We start from the raw sequence: 14,795 nt of genomic DNA, 5'->3' as shown, positions 1-14,795 counted from the left end.
CTAAATAACAACTTAAAGGCCATAGTATAACAATTTACCCTTGTTATGTCAAAATTTATTCACTTTGACCACACTGAGTTCTCTTGCTGATAGGCTTTCAGGTGTCAGCTCATGTCGCCTTAATCGAATAGGAATGAGCCCCCATCCCTACTAGCTTACCCTGATCAACAATAAGATAGTCATTACGAATGGAGCGCGGTGCTAACCAGCACTCAAGTATTTCACGTGTACCCGCAGCATACCGCGCTTGAGCAGATAAAGAAGTTCCTGATATATGTGGAGTCATACCATGATGAGGCATTGTTCGCCAAGGATGGTCTTGTGCCGCCGGTTGAGGAAACCAAACATCACCAGCATAACCAGCTAGTTGCCCACTTTCCAGAGCATTAACAATTGCATCACGCTCACAAATTTTGCCTCGTGCTGTATTAATAAGATAAGTTCCACGTTTCATCGTACTAATTAGTTGCTCATCAAAAAGATGTTCTGTTTGAGGATGGAGTGGAACATTAATGGTGACAACATCACAATGCGATAGCATGGATTGCAGATCAGGATGATAAACAAGTCCTAATTCCTGCTCGACATTTTCTGACAAGCGATGGCGGTCTGTATAATGTAATTTGACTTCAAAAGGTTTTAATCGCCGCATTACAGCCAAACCAATACGCCCAGCGCCTAAAGAGCCAACAACCATGCCTTCAAGATCGTAAGAGCGTTCAACACAATCAGCAATATTCCATCCTCCTTTGACAACCCATTGATAAGAAGGAATATAGTTACGTACTAAAGACAAAATCATCATAACAACATGTTCTGCAACGCTAATACTATTAGAATAAGTAACCTCAGCTACTGTAATCCTTTTTGATTGCTGCAGTCAGATCAACATGATCAGAACCAATGCCCGCTGTAACAGCTAATTTTAATTTTTTTGCCTTCGCAAGTCGTTCTGCTGTTAAGTAGGCTGGCCAAAAAGGTTGTGAAATAACTACATCGGCATCAGGTAATTCACGTTCAAAAACAGAATCAGCTCCCTCTTTATCAGAAGTTACAACTAATTGATGTCCCTGTCGCTCAAGAAATTTTCGCAAACCTAACTCACCTGAAACTGAGCCTAAAAGTTCTCCTGGTGTGAAATCCCTCCCCTCTGGTGTTGGTAAAGTCTGTCCGCCGGGATAAATGTTTATTTGAGGAATTTCATCACGCGCATAGTGTTTGGGATAGCCTTTCACAGGATCTGGATAAAGAACGCAAAGAATCTTTGCCATAATCATTTCTCCCTGAAATGTATGTAGCTTAATAGCCTGAAATAAATTGAATAAATAATGGTATGCGAAATCGAGACAATTAACTAGAGAGTTGCTTATTTTTACCATTAGAAATGGCATATATCTAACCTATTGAATTATAAATTAATATCTTGTGAGACGATTTTAATTTCCCCTTGCTCGTGCCGAGCAACAACCAGCGTATATTCAGGAACTTCAAGCCATGTTGTGGTATCTTCTGTTAACGGCTCAGAAGCAATAATAATACTAGATTTTATATTGCCACCTTTCATTTTATATTCATTGTCATAAAAGCCGTAACTTTCACCATAGGTATACCATAGCGAATGGTAGGCGCCAGAATGGGCAGAAGGCAAAGCATCTGCAGATTGCCAACCATAGTCCAACACAAACCGTGTTGCTGCAATGAATTCACCGTTAGTTATAAAAAGATTTACTGGTGAATTATCTTTTATATTTTTCTTATAGCGAACGCGTTGCAGTATTTTTAATGTTTCAATAATAGCCTCTATGATCGCTTCTGTCTCATAGCTACCATCAGAAGTTGAGAGTTGTGATAAAAATATGGAGTAAATCCATTCGCTATCTGTAGTACCACTAATAGCCTTCTTATAGTCTGGACTAATGTAGTCTAACAAATCATAACGCATGGTATTAAAATTACTAAGTGCCCCATTATGCGCCAATGCCACGTTTGAACCTGTGTAGACAAAAGGATGTACATTTTGATTAGATACAATCTGTTTTTCATGATACGAAACACCACGCAGATGAGCTAAAAGACAGTGTGGTGAAATTTTCGCTGCCAAGTTACGCAAATTTTCATCATAAAAAGGCAGTTGCGGCGTTTTGTAGAGATAAGGCTGGGTTGGATTGTGTGACATACCATCCCATGCAGCCATACCAAAACCAGCTAAATTTAACAAATGAGACATATATTTGGGATGATAACTTTGCTTAATAAACGAGTTATCAGGCTTATAAAGCAATTCTTCAACAACAATTGGTTTACCAAGATAAGATAATATTCTGCACATATTTTTTACCTATTATAAGTTTCAATATGCAATCTAACATCCAATTTATCAATGGATTTTTCCAATGCAACCAGAGATATACAAATCAAATCAAATAACTTATACCAAAGTCGCGGGTTATTATTGCGTATAGAATCCAATTCTGATTCTGATATTTTGAGTAAGATTGCTTGTTCACAAGTAACAAAAGTTATCGTAAAAGAAGAATCATTATCGATACAGGCTATGCTGGCAAATAAAGCTCCTGGGCCAATAACTGATAGCTTGGCCCGTTTATTATCCTGCATAATGCTCGATTGGACAGCTCCCTGTATAACTACATAACAGGAGGCATTTTTCTCCTACATGAATCAATTTACAATTTTTTGCTGCTTCCAAGAGAATCGTATGCTGAAATAATTCATGCACTTCATCTTGCGTAAATGATTTAAATAAGGCTTTCTTTTGCAAGCGTTCCAACATGGATTCGTTGATTGAGATAACTTGCTTTGGTTGATTCCATGAATCAACTACTCGCCCCAAAAAAGATAAGCTAGGCATTTCAGATTGCGTAATAAGTGTTGTAACTTTGCCATGCATTGCTTTTAAACGAGAACAAATTTGTTTCGTAATTGCATACAATATTTTGTATTTCGTTTCTGGGAAATAGAGCGACAACATCTCAAAGTGAACAACGCTGATAAATAAGCACTGCACATTATTGCTTGCTATATAAGAAGTGGGACAAGGTCCTTTTTCTATGAAACTTATCTCATTCAAAAAATTACCCGGTTTAAGGACTTCTATATTAGTAATTCCCTGTCCCATTAAGCGCGCAGAAACAACTACATTACCGCTTACAATAATATAAATTCCCTCTATTTTTTTTCCTTGTTGCAGGATCATTTCACCTTTAGAAAAACTGTGTATTTGACCATTATTTAATAAAATTTCCAGCTCTTGACGATCCAAGTAATTGGTTAAATCGGTCTCCTCTAATTCAGGAAGTTTGGCCATCGTTTCTGGATTATCAATAAGCTTAAACATCCTATTCTCCATTCATCTATTCCCAAATACCTCTAAGAGCCTTAACTATTTGTTTCTATTGGCTCAGACCATAGGCGACATTGCTCTGCGACAACTTTAGGTAAAGAACCTTCTTGTTTAAAAATCTGCTTTAATAAAGTCGCATCATTCATATTCTTCATTGCATCATCCACTAGCAGAGCTACATAATCCGAATTACCTAACTTCAAGGTATATTTCTCAACCCTGTTAACTGTTTCAATGAAATCATCAATAATCAAACTATGCTGCATGGTATAAGGATTAATAAAATCGCCTTCAAAACCATAGCGGCTGGCCTGAAAACGATTATGGTTATAGAGATAGTATAAATCATGGCTAACTTGTACAGGTCTTTCCTCCAGGAGATAAAGACTAAGAGCTTGGATATAAGCAATGATCAAAACGGCTTTTTTAATAGTCAACGGGGTATCACAGACACGAATTTCCACTGTGCCAAACTCTGGTTTTGGCCTAATATCCCAATAAAAATCTTTCATACTGGTTATAATTCCTAATTTACGCATTTTGTAGTAATAGTCGGAAAATTCACGCCAATTTATCAAATAGGGAATAACACCACTGAGTGGAAAGGCATTAAAAACTGTCGAGCGCGATGAACAGTAACCAGTATCAATACCTTGATAAAAAGGCGAAGAAGCACAAATGGCAATAAACTGAGGAACATATCTCGCTAAAGCATGGGTAAGATACAAAGCGTCTTCCGCTTTGGCACAACCAACATGAATATGCTGTCCAAAAACTGTTGATCGTTTAGATAAATAGCGATATTTTCTTGATAATTTTCTATATCTTATGGTTGGAAATATTTTCTGCATAGTCCATCTTTGGAATGGATGGGTCCCACCACCACAAATAGCAATATGCATCTCAGCAGCATGCTCCAGGAGAAATTGTTGTAAACTGACTAATTCTTTTAACATTGCTTGTGGGGAATAATGAATTGAGGAGTTCATTTCAATCATACTTTGTGTAATTTCTGGTGTTATTCTGGAGCGATGAGGACTTTCTCTTAAATTTCTGATTAAATCTTTTGCACGTGAAACCAAGCCATAGGAATGTGGTGCGACAATCTGAAACTCTAATTCTACGCCAATTGATGCAACAGGGGACTTTTTGAAGGGTAATAATCTCATAAAGATTCTAATCGTCCATGCTATTTATCTATAGTATAAGCGGATATCGTTGATAGTGCAGAGAAAGGTGACTGATTACATACGAAATTTTTTCTGGTTAACAAACTATTCTTTGAGAGTTTTTTGAATTACTGCTATTATTCCCCCCTTTTTGAAAGAGATTTACGCTTTTATGTCTGAGCAACAAGTGTTTTTAAAGCAACTGCTTAAATCGTTGGATGATATCCAAGCAATCGATATAGTCGTTATTGATGTTAAAAATCAAACTTCAGTGACTGACTATATGATCATATGCAGCGGCCGTTCCTCACGCCACGTTAAAGCGATCGCTGAGCTTGTCTTAGAACAGATGAAAGCTAATGGCTTACCTGCCCTGAGTCAAAATGGCCTTGAAACTGGCGAATGGGCCTTGATCGATTTTGGTGATTTTGTTTTACATGTCATGCAGCCTGATAGCCGTGCGTTCTATAATCTTGAAGGGCTTTGGCAGACTACCCCTCCTAGTAAATAACTTATGTTCAAAATTACTTTTATTGCCTGTGGTAATAAGATGCCGTCTTGGGTAAACGCTGCCGTCGCTGAATTCTCAAAGCGACTGCAAGATTATGTTAGCTTTAATTTAATTGAAATCCCGCTGGCAAAACGGGGTAAATCGAGTGATTTGACACGCATTTTAGAAAAAGAGGCAGCCCTAATGAGTGCTGCAATTCCCGCTAGTGCCCGTGTTATTGCATTAGAAATCAATGGAGACAACTTCACCAGTGAAAAGCTTGCTTTAAAAATTGAACAATTACAGCAAGTTACTAGCCATCTCTGCTTTCTGATTGGTGGGCCTGAAGGGTTAATTTCATCTATCATTGCTCGTAGTCATGAGCGTTGGTCTTTGTCACAATTGACACTTCCTCATCCTCTAGTGCGCATCGTCCTACTAGAAGCGCTTTATCGAGCCTTGTCAATAATTCATAACCACCCTTATCATAAATGAGGTTTTAAGATAAGATGTTTGGTGTTCTCGCCATCTTATTAGCAATAGAAAAGCATGCGTTTAAATAGATCTGTAAAAAATGACCGTGTGGAGTCACACATCCATCGATTTCGATTGAATCTGCTTGTCGCGTTGATTATTGCTTTGTCATTTATACTGGTTTTACGCCTTGCTTATTTACAAATATCAGAATTTAGACGATATGAAACGTTATCGTTAAAAAATCAGATGAGCATCATCCCCATCGCACCACCTCGTGGAATTATTCTCGATAAAAATGGAGTTGTTCTTGCTGAAAATATCCCTGTCTACGTTTTGGAAATCATTCCAGAACGCGTTAGAGATTTAAATATAACCATTGAAAAGCTAAGAATGCTGCTTCCATCTATTACGGACGATGATATTGATAATTTTAAACGAGCCCGTAAACAAAATCGTTCTTTCGTTCCCATCCCTCTTAAGCTCAAGCTAACACAAGAAGAAGTAGCTCTTTTTGCTACTAACCAATATCAGTTTCCCGGAGTAAGTATTAAAGCAAGACTGATGCGCTTTTATCCACAGGGAGAAATAGCTGCACATCTTCTTGGCTATGTAGGACGTATCAATGTGCAGGAGTTACGTCAAGTTGATCCAACCAATTACCGAGCCACAAACTTCATTGGAAAGGCAGGAATTGAAAAATTCTATGAAAATATCCTTCACGGAGAAGTGGGGTATCAACAAGTAGAAACAGATGTTAGTGGCAGAACACTGCGAATTGTTAATAAGCAAAACCCTATTTCTGGTGAAAACTCTATTTAACAATTGACACTCGTCTGCAAAAAGTTGCCTACGAAGCAATGAAGGATAAACGAGGCGCTGTTGTTGCTATGAGTACGCATGACGGTGATATTTTAACAATGGTTAGTGCGCCAAGCTTTGATCCCAACGCTTTTGTTAACGGAATTAATGCTAACGATTATCAAAAATTATCTAATGCACGTGATAGACCTCTTTATAATCGCGCTGTTAGAGGATTATATCCGCCAGCCTCAACTATCAAACCTTTTATGGGGCTCGCCGGTTTGGAAAAAGGTGTTGTTGACACACATTACAGTATTTATGATCCAGGTTGGTTCAGATTGCCCGGTGTTAGCCATGCTTACCGAGACTGGAAAAAACTGGTCACGGAGTTATCAATTTAAAGCGCGCGATCACTGTTTCTTGTGATACTTATTTCTATCAGTTGGGCCATAAAATGGGCATTGCAGCTATGGAAGACGTGTTAAGCCAATTTGGTTTTGGTCAATTGACTCATGTTGATCTCCATGAGGAAGCGCCTGGTCTTTTACCTAACAAACATTGGAAAAGGCAAACTAAAGGGGTTCCTTGGTACCCCGGCGATACTGTTATAACCTCTATTGGACAAGGCTTTATGTTAGTTTCTCCTGTTCAGTTGGCTAATGCAACCGCTTCATTAAGCCAAAAAGGTAAACGGTACAGACCTCACCTTATGCAAAAAGCAGTTCAAAGTGATCGTGGTGAAACGCATAATTATCAAGTGTTGGAAGAGTACCCAATGCGCCTGAAAGATGATAGCTATTGGACAATAATTGCCGATGCGATGCAATCTGTCATTGTTAGTAACGAAGGAACGGGTTACCGTTTTGGTAGAAATGCCCCTTACTCTGTTGCAGCAAAAACAGGTACAGCACAAGTATTTGGTGGACGGCAATATGAAAAGGCGCGGTATGAAGATATTCCCGAATTTCTAAGAGACCACTCTCTCTTTATTGCCTTTGCTCCTGTTGAAGATCCTGAAATAGCAATTGCAGTCATGGTAGAAAATGACGTTGCTGCCTCTAACGTAGCACGCAAAGTCTTGGATGCTTATTTTGAACTCAAAAAAGTGATACAAAATCATGAAATCAAGTCATGTAAGACCTGTCTATCGATTAACAGCTAAATCACTACACATTGATTTACCTTTACTGGGTCTGCTTTTAGCCTTAATTGCCTTTGGCATGCTTATTCTATATAGTGCGTCCAACCAAAATTTAAGTATGGTTTTCCGCCAATCACTGCGATTGGTTTTTGCTTTAGCAATTATGATGCTTTTTGCTGTCATACCCCCGCATAAATATAAAATTTGGACCCCCTGGATTTTTGGTGTTGGTCTAGCTCTTTTGATAGCCGTGATGTTAATAGGAAAAATTGGTAAAGGAGCACAGCGCTGGCTGGATTTAGGTTTATTTCGTTTTCAACCCTCCGAAATCATGAAGTTGGCAATCCCTATGATGACAGCCTGGTACTTTGACCGCAAAGCAATCCCTATTGATATAAAATCCTTAACAGTAGCCGCCCTCATAATTTTTATCCCTACCTTATTAATTGCCAAACAACCAGACTTAGGTACTGCGATTATGGTTGCTGCAGCAGGTTTAAGCGTTGTTTTTTTGGCAGGTATCAGTGCGCATGTCCTTCTATTGATCACAACCTTGATAGGGCTTGCTACCCCTCTGCTTTGGCATTTTATGCATGATTACCAAAAGCAACGAGTTTTTACTCTCCTCAATCCAGAACAAGATCCCTTGGGATCAGGTTACCACATTATCCAGTCAAAAATTGCGATTGGTTCAGGAGGGGCTTTCGGTAAAGGTTGGCTTGAAGGAAGCCAATCCCATCTTAATTTTTTACCCGAACATGCGACTGATTTTATTTTTGCTGTTAGTGGAGAAGAATTTGGTTTTGTAGGCAGTAGTATTCTTATTATTCTGTTTATTCTTATCTCTTTGCGTGGTCTTTATATAGCCAAACAAGCACAAACCAGTTTTACGCGCTTATTAGCAGCCTCTTTGGCAATGACCTTTTTCTTATCTGCCTTTGTAAATATTGGAATGGTTATGGGTATTTTGCCTGTCGTTGGTATTCCTCTCCCCTTAGTAAGTTATGGCGGTACTGCAATGGTTACCTTCCTAACCAGCTTTGGTATCTTAATGTCCATCAGTTCACATCGTATTTTGTTTAACAGTATATAATCTATTTTAGAAGAGCTAACCTGGATAAAACGGCCGGGTTAGCCTGTTAGGCGGGAATCAATTTTGAGGCAACTGGCGCATAACTTTTGCGGTGAATAGCACAGGGGCCCTTTTCCTGAAGAAGTTTGCGATGCATCTCCGTTGCATACCCTTTGTGGATAGCAAAACCATAGCCGGGATAAATCAGGTCCATCTTTTCCATTTCTTCATCACGCAGCACCTTGGCCAAAATAGAAGCAGCTCCAATAGCTTGAATTAAACTGTCTCCTTTGACAATTGCCCGACAAGGAATAGTAACAGAAGGCACATATAAACCATCAACCAAAATCTCATCAGGCTTTATTGCTAATGCCTCTATGGCACGTTTCATAGCTAGTAAGGTAGCATGATGAATATTTAATTGATCAATTTCTTCCACTTCTGCACGACCATAAGAAAAACATCGTGCCTCATTTTTTATCCTCGTAGCCAATTGTTTGCGCTTGGCCTCACTCAGCTTTTTGGAATCCGTTATGCCTTCAATAGGCCGATCTAAAATCACAGCGACAGTAACAACCGCTCCAGCTAAAGGACCACGACCGACTTCATCAACACCGGCAATGCATTTCTCCATAATGCCCCTATCCTAGATACCCAATAAAAGCGATAGTTTAACGAGATCTCATATAAAAGCTATGCATTAATGAAAACTTATTTTAAAAATCACATTAATACCTTTTATATCAAGCTCCTGCCATTTAAAATTGATTTATCCGCTAGGAAATGCGATCATGCGCGCAAATTATTTGCAATTGTTTGTCTTATGGCTAAGTTAAAATGTGCTGTTATTGGAGTGGGCTATTTAGGGCGTTTTCATGCTCAAAAATATCTCATGCTGCCAAATGCAGAATTGGTAGCTGTTTGTGATGCGAATAAAACAACCAGCGAAGCAGTCGCTCAGGAGCTGCAAGTACCCGCTTATCAGGATTATAGAGATTTATTTGGTAAAGTAGACGCTGTCAGCATCGCAGCAACTACGAATCAACATTATGAAATCGCTAAGCACTGCCTTGAGCAAGGTATTCATGTACTTATTGAAAAACCAATTACTGAAACTGTTGAGCAAGCCAGTGAATTGATCAGTCTGGCAAGAAAAAATCGCGCCAAATTGCAGGTTGGCCATTTGGAACGCTTTAACTCTGCTCGTTTAGCCTTGGACGAACATCTTGAGCAGCCTCTTTTTATTGAATCTCATCGTTTAGCCCCATTTAATCCGCGGGGTACTGATGTGAATGTTATTCTTGATTTAATGATTCATGATATCGATATCATTCAGACCATTGTAAATAGTCCTATAGTAAACATTGATGCACAGGGAGCTCCTGTACTGTCCAAGTCAATTGACATTGCGAACGCCAGACTTACCTTTGAAAATCATTGTGTCGCCAATGTCACTGCCAGTCGTATCAGTTTTAAGACTGAACGCAAGACAAGAATCTTCCAATCAAATTCTTATATTTCGATTGATTACCATAATAAGCAATTTGCCGTATTTCAAAAAGGAGAAGGCGAAATGTTTCCGGGTATTCCTGAAATTACCCGTCATCAATCAATATTTGAGAAAGGTGATGCATTATTAGAAGAGATAAAGGCTTTTATAGATTGTATTGAAAAAGATACAACCCCACTTGTTACTGGCGAAGAAGGCCGTGCAGCTCTAGCAACAGCAGAAAAGATTACTTCCTTGATTAATAAGCATCTAGTTGCAAGACATGTCTCCAGCTAAGCATATTGTCATTATTGCCGGCGAAGAATCAGGCGATATGCACGCAGCCGCCCTGGCGCAACAATTACGTGTTTGGGACGATAACCTTACTATTAGTGGTATTGGTGGTAGGCATATGCAAGAAGCGGGCGTCGAGTTGCTCAGTGATCTGGCTCGCTTTGGTGTTACTGGTCTTTCTGAAGTTATTCGTCACCTTCGAGTTATTAAAAAAGCATTCAAAGCTATCAAAGCGCATTTACAGGCAGTAAAACCCGATTTGCTAATCCTAGTTGATTACCCAGGCTTTAATTTGCGCTTAGCAAAATTTGCCAAACAAAAGCTAGGTATTCGTATCTTATATTACATTAGCCCTCAAATTTGGGCCTGGAAAGCTAATCGGATTGAAACTATTCGTGCCTGTGTTGATCATATGGCTGTTATCTTACCTTTTGAAAAACACTTTATCAGCAAGCTGGGGTCCCTGTTTCCTTCGTGGGTCACCCACTTGTCGATAAAATACTTCCATACACTGATATTAAAAATAGTCGCGAAAATTTAAACTTACCGGCTGAAAAACGTTTAATCGCTATGTTACCTGGCAGTAGAAATAATGAAATAGAAAGGCATATGCCAGTACTTCTTTCCACCGCCAAACTACTCAGCCAACAACAGGATAATATTCATTTTGTTATTCCCATTGCAGGTTCATTAAATCCCGATCTGGTAAAAGCGTATTTCGCTAAAAGCGAGGTTAGCGTTTCTTTTATTCTTGGACAAGCCAGAGAGGTCATTGCGTGCAGTGATTGCGCCGTAGTAGCCTCAGGAACTGCTTCCCTTGAATGTGCACTATTGGAAAAGCCCATGTGCATTATCTACAAAAGCTCTTTAATTAGTTATATAGCAGCAATGAAATTAATCAAAGTAAAATACTTGGGCTTATGCAACCTGTTGCAAGATGAGATGGTAGTTCCTGAATTATTACAATACGATTGCAATGCAACAGAATTAACTCGTACTTTGAGCGAACTTTTGAGTAATACGGAGATAAAAGAACGCATGCTAAGACGTCTTAAACGATTAAAAAGCTCCATTTCCTCTGAACAAGCGGATTGCTCGCTCTTAACGCTGGTAAAGGCCGAAATCAATCACTCTGCATAAAAAAGCAAGAGTAGCCACTATATTAACGTATATTTAGTCAGGTATGCCTGATAATCAACCAATTATTAAGGGAACCTTAAGATTTATGTAGATTATCAATTAACCTTCATGTACAATTAATCTTGCTTTCACTTGATGGTGAAAGTATTGGAATAGAATGATTTAACCAAAATAAGGAAGTTACGATGAATGTCATTGATACGCAAACATCTTCTCAAACTACAAAACAAGAACAAGGTCTTCAAGACTTGGTTTATGGTTTAGTAACTCGATTCCTTGCTGAAAATAAAGGCAAGTCCATTGATGATCTCTATGACATGATTCTTTCTGAAGTTGAGCCACCTCTTCTACAGGCTGTTATGGAGAAACGCCGTGGTAATCAACTTCAAGCAGCCAAAATGCTTGGAATCAGCCGTGGCACAATCAGAAAAAATTACAACGTTATTTTGGCACAAAATATTTTCGTCTAACAGACGAGTAATACCATTAGTTAAACTGCAATTTAACTCTGAAAAAAGGCCCGTATTAACGAGCCTTTTTTATTTGGATGTTAAAATTTTATGAAATTAAATTAAAACCAGTATCGTTGACCTCTTCCTCTTCTTCCCTGGGAACTAAAGGTAAAGGTTTTTCAGGTTTGGCTGAAAATATACTCAATGGCCACGTAATTGAACCACTATTCGGGATTCTTCGCGGTAACGGTATCATTGCACTAGCATTTTCTTTGCTTGTCAAACTCAATATAACTGGTAAATGTAAAGCTGCACCGGGGAGAATGGTAGGCCCAATTAATGATGTTGCCAATAGTGCTTCCCTGTCTTGAGAATCTAAAGGTATAACAGCATGATTGCTTGAGTGTTCGCGAGCATCTTTAGCCAAGTTGTTAGGTATTACATACTCACTTAAATAGGCACTGTGGCACTTAGCTTGCACGGGCGCAACAAATTCCACTGTTCCTATGGGATTTCCTGATGTTCTTCTGAATGAAAGTGCTGTGATTTCAGGCTGAGAAAAATCGAAGCGCAATGTCTTTTTACCTGCAATTCCTGCTATTTCTTCAGTAATTTCATTCTTAGCTGTTTCAACCACTAAATTTCGCCCATCAGCAAAATTTAGTCTTTTTTCTGCATCTTGTGCTTCTAAAAAACCACCTGGAACGGAGTATAAGCCAAGTTGCACGCGCTGCATTAATACAGTCTTCCCATTTGTTGTCACTAAAGGAGCAAGCACACCCGTTTTAAAGAAACTCTGTTTATACAGCTCACTTTGCTCAGGAAACCTCTTGTTAGAAAGAGCTACAATGAACGAGTAAGGAACTTTTTTAGCTTCCATATAGAGGGTATTCGAAGTTTCATCATAAACCACACCCGTAATAACCATTTGTTGGCCATCATAGAATTTCGAATTTTTTAACTTTTGCTCTGCAACCACCTGTAAACGAGCAGCTTCTTCCGCTTCTGTTAGAGCAATTCCAGGTAACTCATCATACAAATTAGCCAGTGCTAGACTTTTAGTGCTTTTTACAAAAACAACTTGCGGGGGTGCTTTAAATTGAAAACTTGATTGTGTTGTATCCCTATCAAAATTGAGAGCTCCTGGTTTTGTATCAGCTGCATAGCTACGTGTTACTGGTTTAGGTACAGGCGCACTCTCTGTAGAAGTATTTTTCCAAAGTTGAATGAGGTCGAACATAACTTCTCCCAAAAATTGGACATTATATTTTTTTTCAATTATTAATCAATGTGTTCAATAAATTCATGCGGACATTAAAGTCAAAGGGAAAAACAATGACTCAATAAAATACAAAAGTTAAGTCAACTAATTAGCAGAGTGGTAAAAATGATTGATGACAATATCTATTGAAACTAAAAAACCTGCATTAGCAGGTCTTTTTTAATCTCCAAATTTCTTAATGATTAATTGTAACCTTAGCAATTGCTGTCTGCTGATGTAAGCTCGGCTGATTTAGAAAATCATCCACAGATAAATGGCTTACTGGATCAGTAAAAAATTCCTTTCTCTGCATTCTCTTTGCTGCTGAGTCGTCTAATGCCAAACGGGATATTCTGGAATATCATCAATAAGGCCTTTCTTTGCAATCTTAATTTGGTAAATTATTCCTAACGATTCCCCAGAAGCAGATATGGGTTGATTAGGTAATTCCTGTATTGCTAATGCACTTTTCTTGGAGTATGTATAGCACAGCCAGAGTCGTCAACGACTAAAGCAAGCCACTCTTTAGAATACATAATTTTTTCTGTTCCTGAATAATTAATAAGATACAAAATTGCACGTCAGTTTTAACACATAGAAAATGTTGGCACACTATGCGTTGAGACTACACGAAGTTTTAACTGAGTAACTCTGTATATCTTTTCAGAATATAAAAAAGGCCCGTCTTAAGCAGGCCTTTAAATTTGCAATTACGCTTCCAGTAAAAGCTTATTCACCCGACTAACAAAGTCAGCAGGATTATCAAGCTGTCCACCTTCTGCAAGAACAGCTTGCTCAAATAACATCACAACCCAGTCAGCAAAGAGGCCATCATCTGTTATTCCATGTAGGCGTTTGATTAAAGCGTGTTCCGGGTTAATTTCAAAGATAGGCTTGCTAGCAGATATTTTTTGTCCAGCCGCTTGTAAAATACGTTGCATTTCCAAGCCCATGTCTTGCTCATCAGCCACAATACAGGCCGGCGAATTGGTTAACCGGTTAGTAAATTGTACTTCCTTTACCCGTTCTCCAAGAACATCTTTAATCTGATTGAGCATCGGTTCCAAGGCCTTTTCCTGCTCTTTTACTTCTGGTGTATCGGTTGTGTTATCGCCGGCTGGAAGATCGACTTTACCTTTACTGATTGATTGCAGTTTTTTGCCATTAAACTCACTTAAATAACTAACTAACCATTCATCTATACGATCACTTAAGAGCAATACCTCAATCCCTTTTTTATTAAAAATCTCAAGATGTGGACTATTTTTGGCTGCATTATAACTGGCTGCAGTGATGTAATAAATTTTATCCTGCCCTTCTTTCATGCGTGAAACATAGTCATCCAAAGTAACTGTCTGTTTTTCTGATTTGGATGTAGAGCTACTAAAACGCAACAATTTGGCGATTGTTTCTCGATTAGCATAATCCTCTACCGGCCCCTCTTTAAGTGCTAAGCCAAACTGCTCCCAGAAAAGCTGATATTTTTCTGGGTCATCTTTACTCAATTTATCCAACATCGACAAAACACGCTTCGTACATGCTGCTCTGATAGATTCAACTTGTTTGTTCTCTTGTAGAATTTCACGCGATACATTTAATGGTAAATCACTAGCATCCACAATTCCTTTCACAAATCGTAGATAACGTA

10 protein-coding genes and 5 pseudogenes are annotated in these 14,795 nt (G+C 38.7%); 7 read left to right on the top strand and 8 right to left on the bottom strand.

The window, feature by feature from the left end:
- Positions 1 to 109 precede the first annotated feature (109 nt).
- From BN58_RS24535 to BN58_RS11320, 5 genes and pseudogenes are all read right to left on the bottom strand, one after another.
- Positions 110 to 1,271, bottom strand: a pseudogene (locus BN58_RS24535) (NAD-dependent formate dehydrogenase).
- 137 nt (positions 1,272 to 1,408) lie between these two features.
- Complete coding sequence (locus BN58_RS11330) at positions 1,409 to 2,329, bottom strand: class II glutamine amidotransferase (RefSeq protein WP_019216929.1); 921 nt, start codon at positions 2,327 to 2,329, stop codon at positions 1,409 to 1,411.
- A 5-nt stretch (positions 2,330 to 2,334) separates the two neighbouring features.
- On the bottom strand, positions 2,335 to 2,616 hold the full coding sequence (locus BN58_RS34025; RefSeq protein ID WP_019216928.1) for a cyclic nucleotide-binding domain-containing protein: 282 nt from the start codon (positions 2,614 to 2,616) through the stop codon (positions 2,335 to 2,337).
- A complete protein-coding gene (locus BN58_RS24530; protein ID WP_019216927.1) occupies positions 2,606 to 3,355 on the bottom strand; it encodes a Crp/Fnr family transcriptional regulator in 750 nt (249 codons plus the stop codon). Before BN58_RS24530 ends, BN58_RS34025 begins: the two co-directional genes overlap by 11 nt.
- A gap of 41 nt (positions 3,356 to 3,396) precedes the next feature.
- Positions 3,397 to 4,530 (bottom strand): YbdK family carboxylate-amine ligase, encoded by a 1,134-nt coding sequence (locus tag BN58_RS11320; protein ID WP_019216926.1) that lies wholly within the window; start codon positions 4,528 to 4,530, stop codon positions 3,397 to 3,399.
- A 172-nt stretch (positions 4,531 to 4,702) separates the two neighbouring features.
- Between BN58_RS11320 and rsfS the strand changes: the two genes are divergently transcribed.
- From rsfS to rodA, 4 genes and pseudogenes are all read left to right on the top strand, one after another.
- The gene (gene rsfS / locus BN58_RS11315) at positions 4,703 to 5,041 is read left to right on the top strand and encodes a ribosome silencing factor (RefSeq protein WP_019216925.1); all 339 of its coding nucleotides are present in this window, start codon (positions 4,703 to 4,705) and stop codon (positions 5,039 to 5,041) included.
- A gap of 3 nt (positions 5,042 to 5,044) precedes the next feature.
- Entirely contained in the window at positions 5,045 to 5,515 is a 471-nt protein-coding gene (gene rlmH, locus BN58_RS11310) for a 23S rRNA (pseudouridine(1915)-N(3))-methyltransferase RlmH (protein WP_019216924.1), read from the top strand.
- Between the two features lie 54 nt (positions 5,516 to 5,569).
- Positions 5,570 to 7,460, top strand: a pseudogene (gene mrdA / locus BN58_RS24525) (penicillin-binding protein 2).
- Positions 7,417 to 8,532, top strand: a complete 1,116-nt coding sequence (gene rodA, locus BN58_RS11300; protein ID WP_019216923.1) for a rod shape-determining protein RodA — start codon at positions 7,417 to 7,419, stop codon at positions 8,530 to 8,532. The pseudogene mrdA and the gene rodA overlap by 44 nt, the downstream one beginning before the upstream one ends.
- A gap of 46 nt (positions 8,533 to 8,578) precedes the next feature.
- On the opposite strand, the gene rnhB is transcribed toward rodA, so the two are convergent.
- The gene (rnhB, locus tag BN58_RS11295; protein ID WP_019216922.1) at positions 8,579 to 9,145 is read right to left on the bottom strand and encodes a ribonuclease HII; all 567 of its coding nucleotides are present in this window, start codon (positions 9,143 to 9,145) and stop codon (positions 8,579 to 8,581) included.
- Positions 9,146 to 9,334: 189 nt separating this feature from the next.
- Here rnhB and BN58_RS11290 point away from each other — a divergent pair, with 189 nt between their 5' ends.
- From BN58_RS11290 to BN58_RS11280, 3 genes and pseudogenes are all read left to right on the top strand, one after another.
- The gene (locus tag BN58_RS11290; RefSeq protein WP_026069424.1) at positions 9,335 to 10,297 is read left to right on the top strand and encodes a Gfo/Idh/MocA family protein; all 963 of its coding nucleotides are present in this window, start codon (positions 9,335 to 9,337) and stop codon (positions 10,295 to 10,297) included.
- A pseudogene (gene lpxB, locus BN58_RS24520) lies at positions 10,284 to 11,320 on the top strand (lipid-A-disaccharide synthase); the annotation flags it as partial. The gene BN58_RS11290 and the pseudogene lpxB, both read left to right, overlap by 14 nt.
- Before the next feature lie 299 nt (positions 11,321 to 11,619).
- Positions 11,620 to 11,915, top strand: a pseudogene (locus BN58_RS11280) (helix-turn-helix domain-containing protein).
- Positions 11,916 to 11,992: 77 nt separating this feature from the next.
- Here the strand turns inward: BN58_RS11280 and BN58_RS24515 are convergent.
- On the bottom strand, positions 11,993 to 13,138 hold the full coding sequence (locus BN58_RS24515; RefSeq protein ID WP_232220551.1) for a hypothetical protein: 1,146 nt from the start codon (positions 13,136 to 13,138) through the stop codon (positions 11,993 to 11,995).
- 719 nt (positions 13,139 to 13,857) lie between these two features.
- A pseudogene (locus BN58_RS11265) lies at positions 13,858 to 14,795 on the bottom strand (molecular chaperone HtpG); the annotation flags it as partial.

This window comes from Legionella tunisiensis, assembly GCF_000308315.1.
Classification (GTDB): Bacteria; Pseudomonadota; Gammaproteobacteria; order Legionellales; family Legionellaceae; genus Tatlockia; species Tatlockia tunisiensis.
The sequence above is the reverse complement of the archived record's forward strand: the minus strand, read 5'-3'. Positions and strand labels throughout refer to the sequence as shown.

Excerpts from the sequence above, each read along its gene's own strand:
- rlmH (WP_019216924.1), top strand. The coding sequence starts at position 5,045 with ATGTTCAAAATTACTTTTATTGCCTGTGGTAATAAGATGCCGTCTTGG.
- rodA (WP_019216923.1), top strand. The coding sequence starts at position 7,417 with ATGAAATCAAGTCATGTAAGACCTGTCTATCGATTAACAGCTAAATCA.
- BN58_RS34025 (WP_019216928.1), bottom strand. The coding sequence starts at position 2,616 with ATGCAGGATAATAAACGGGCCAAGCTATCAGTTATTGGCCCAGGAGCT.
- rnhB (WP_019216922.1), bottom strand. The coding sequence starts at position 9,145 with ATGGAGAAATGCATTGCCGGTGTTGATGAAGTCGGTCGTGGTCCTTTA.
- BN58_RS11320 (WP_019216926.1), bottom strand. The coding sequence starts at position 4,530 with ATGAGATTATTACCCTTCAAAAAGTCCCCTGTTGCATCAATTGGCGTA.
- BN58_RS11290 (WP_026069424.1), top strand. The coding sequence starts at position 9,335 with ATGGCTAAGTTAAAATGTGCTGTTATTGGAGTGGGCTATTTAGGGCGT.
- rsfS (WP_019216925.1), top strand. The coding sequence starts at position 4,703 with ATGTCTGAGCAACAAGTGTTTTTAAAGCAACTGCTTAAATCGTTGGAT.
- BN58_RS11330 (WP_019216929.1), bottom strand. The coding sequence starts at position 2,329 with ATGTGCAGAATATTATCTTATCTTGGTAAACCAATTGTTGTTGAAGAA.
- BN58_RS24530 (WP_019216927.1), bottom strand. The coding sequence starts at position 3,355 with ATGTTTAAGCTTATTGATAATCCAGAAACGATGGCCAAACTTCCTGAA.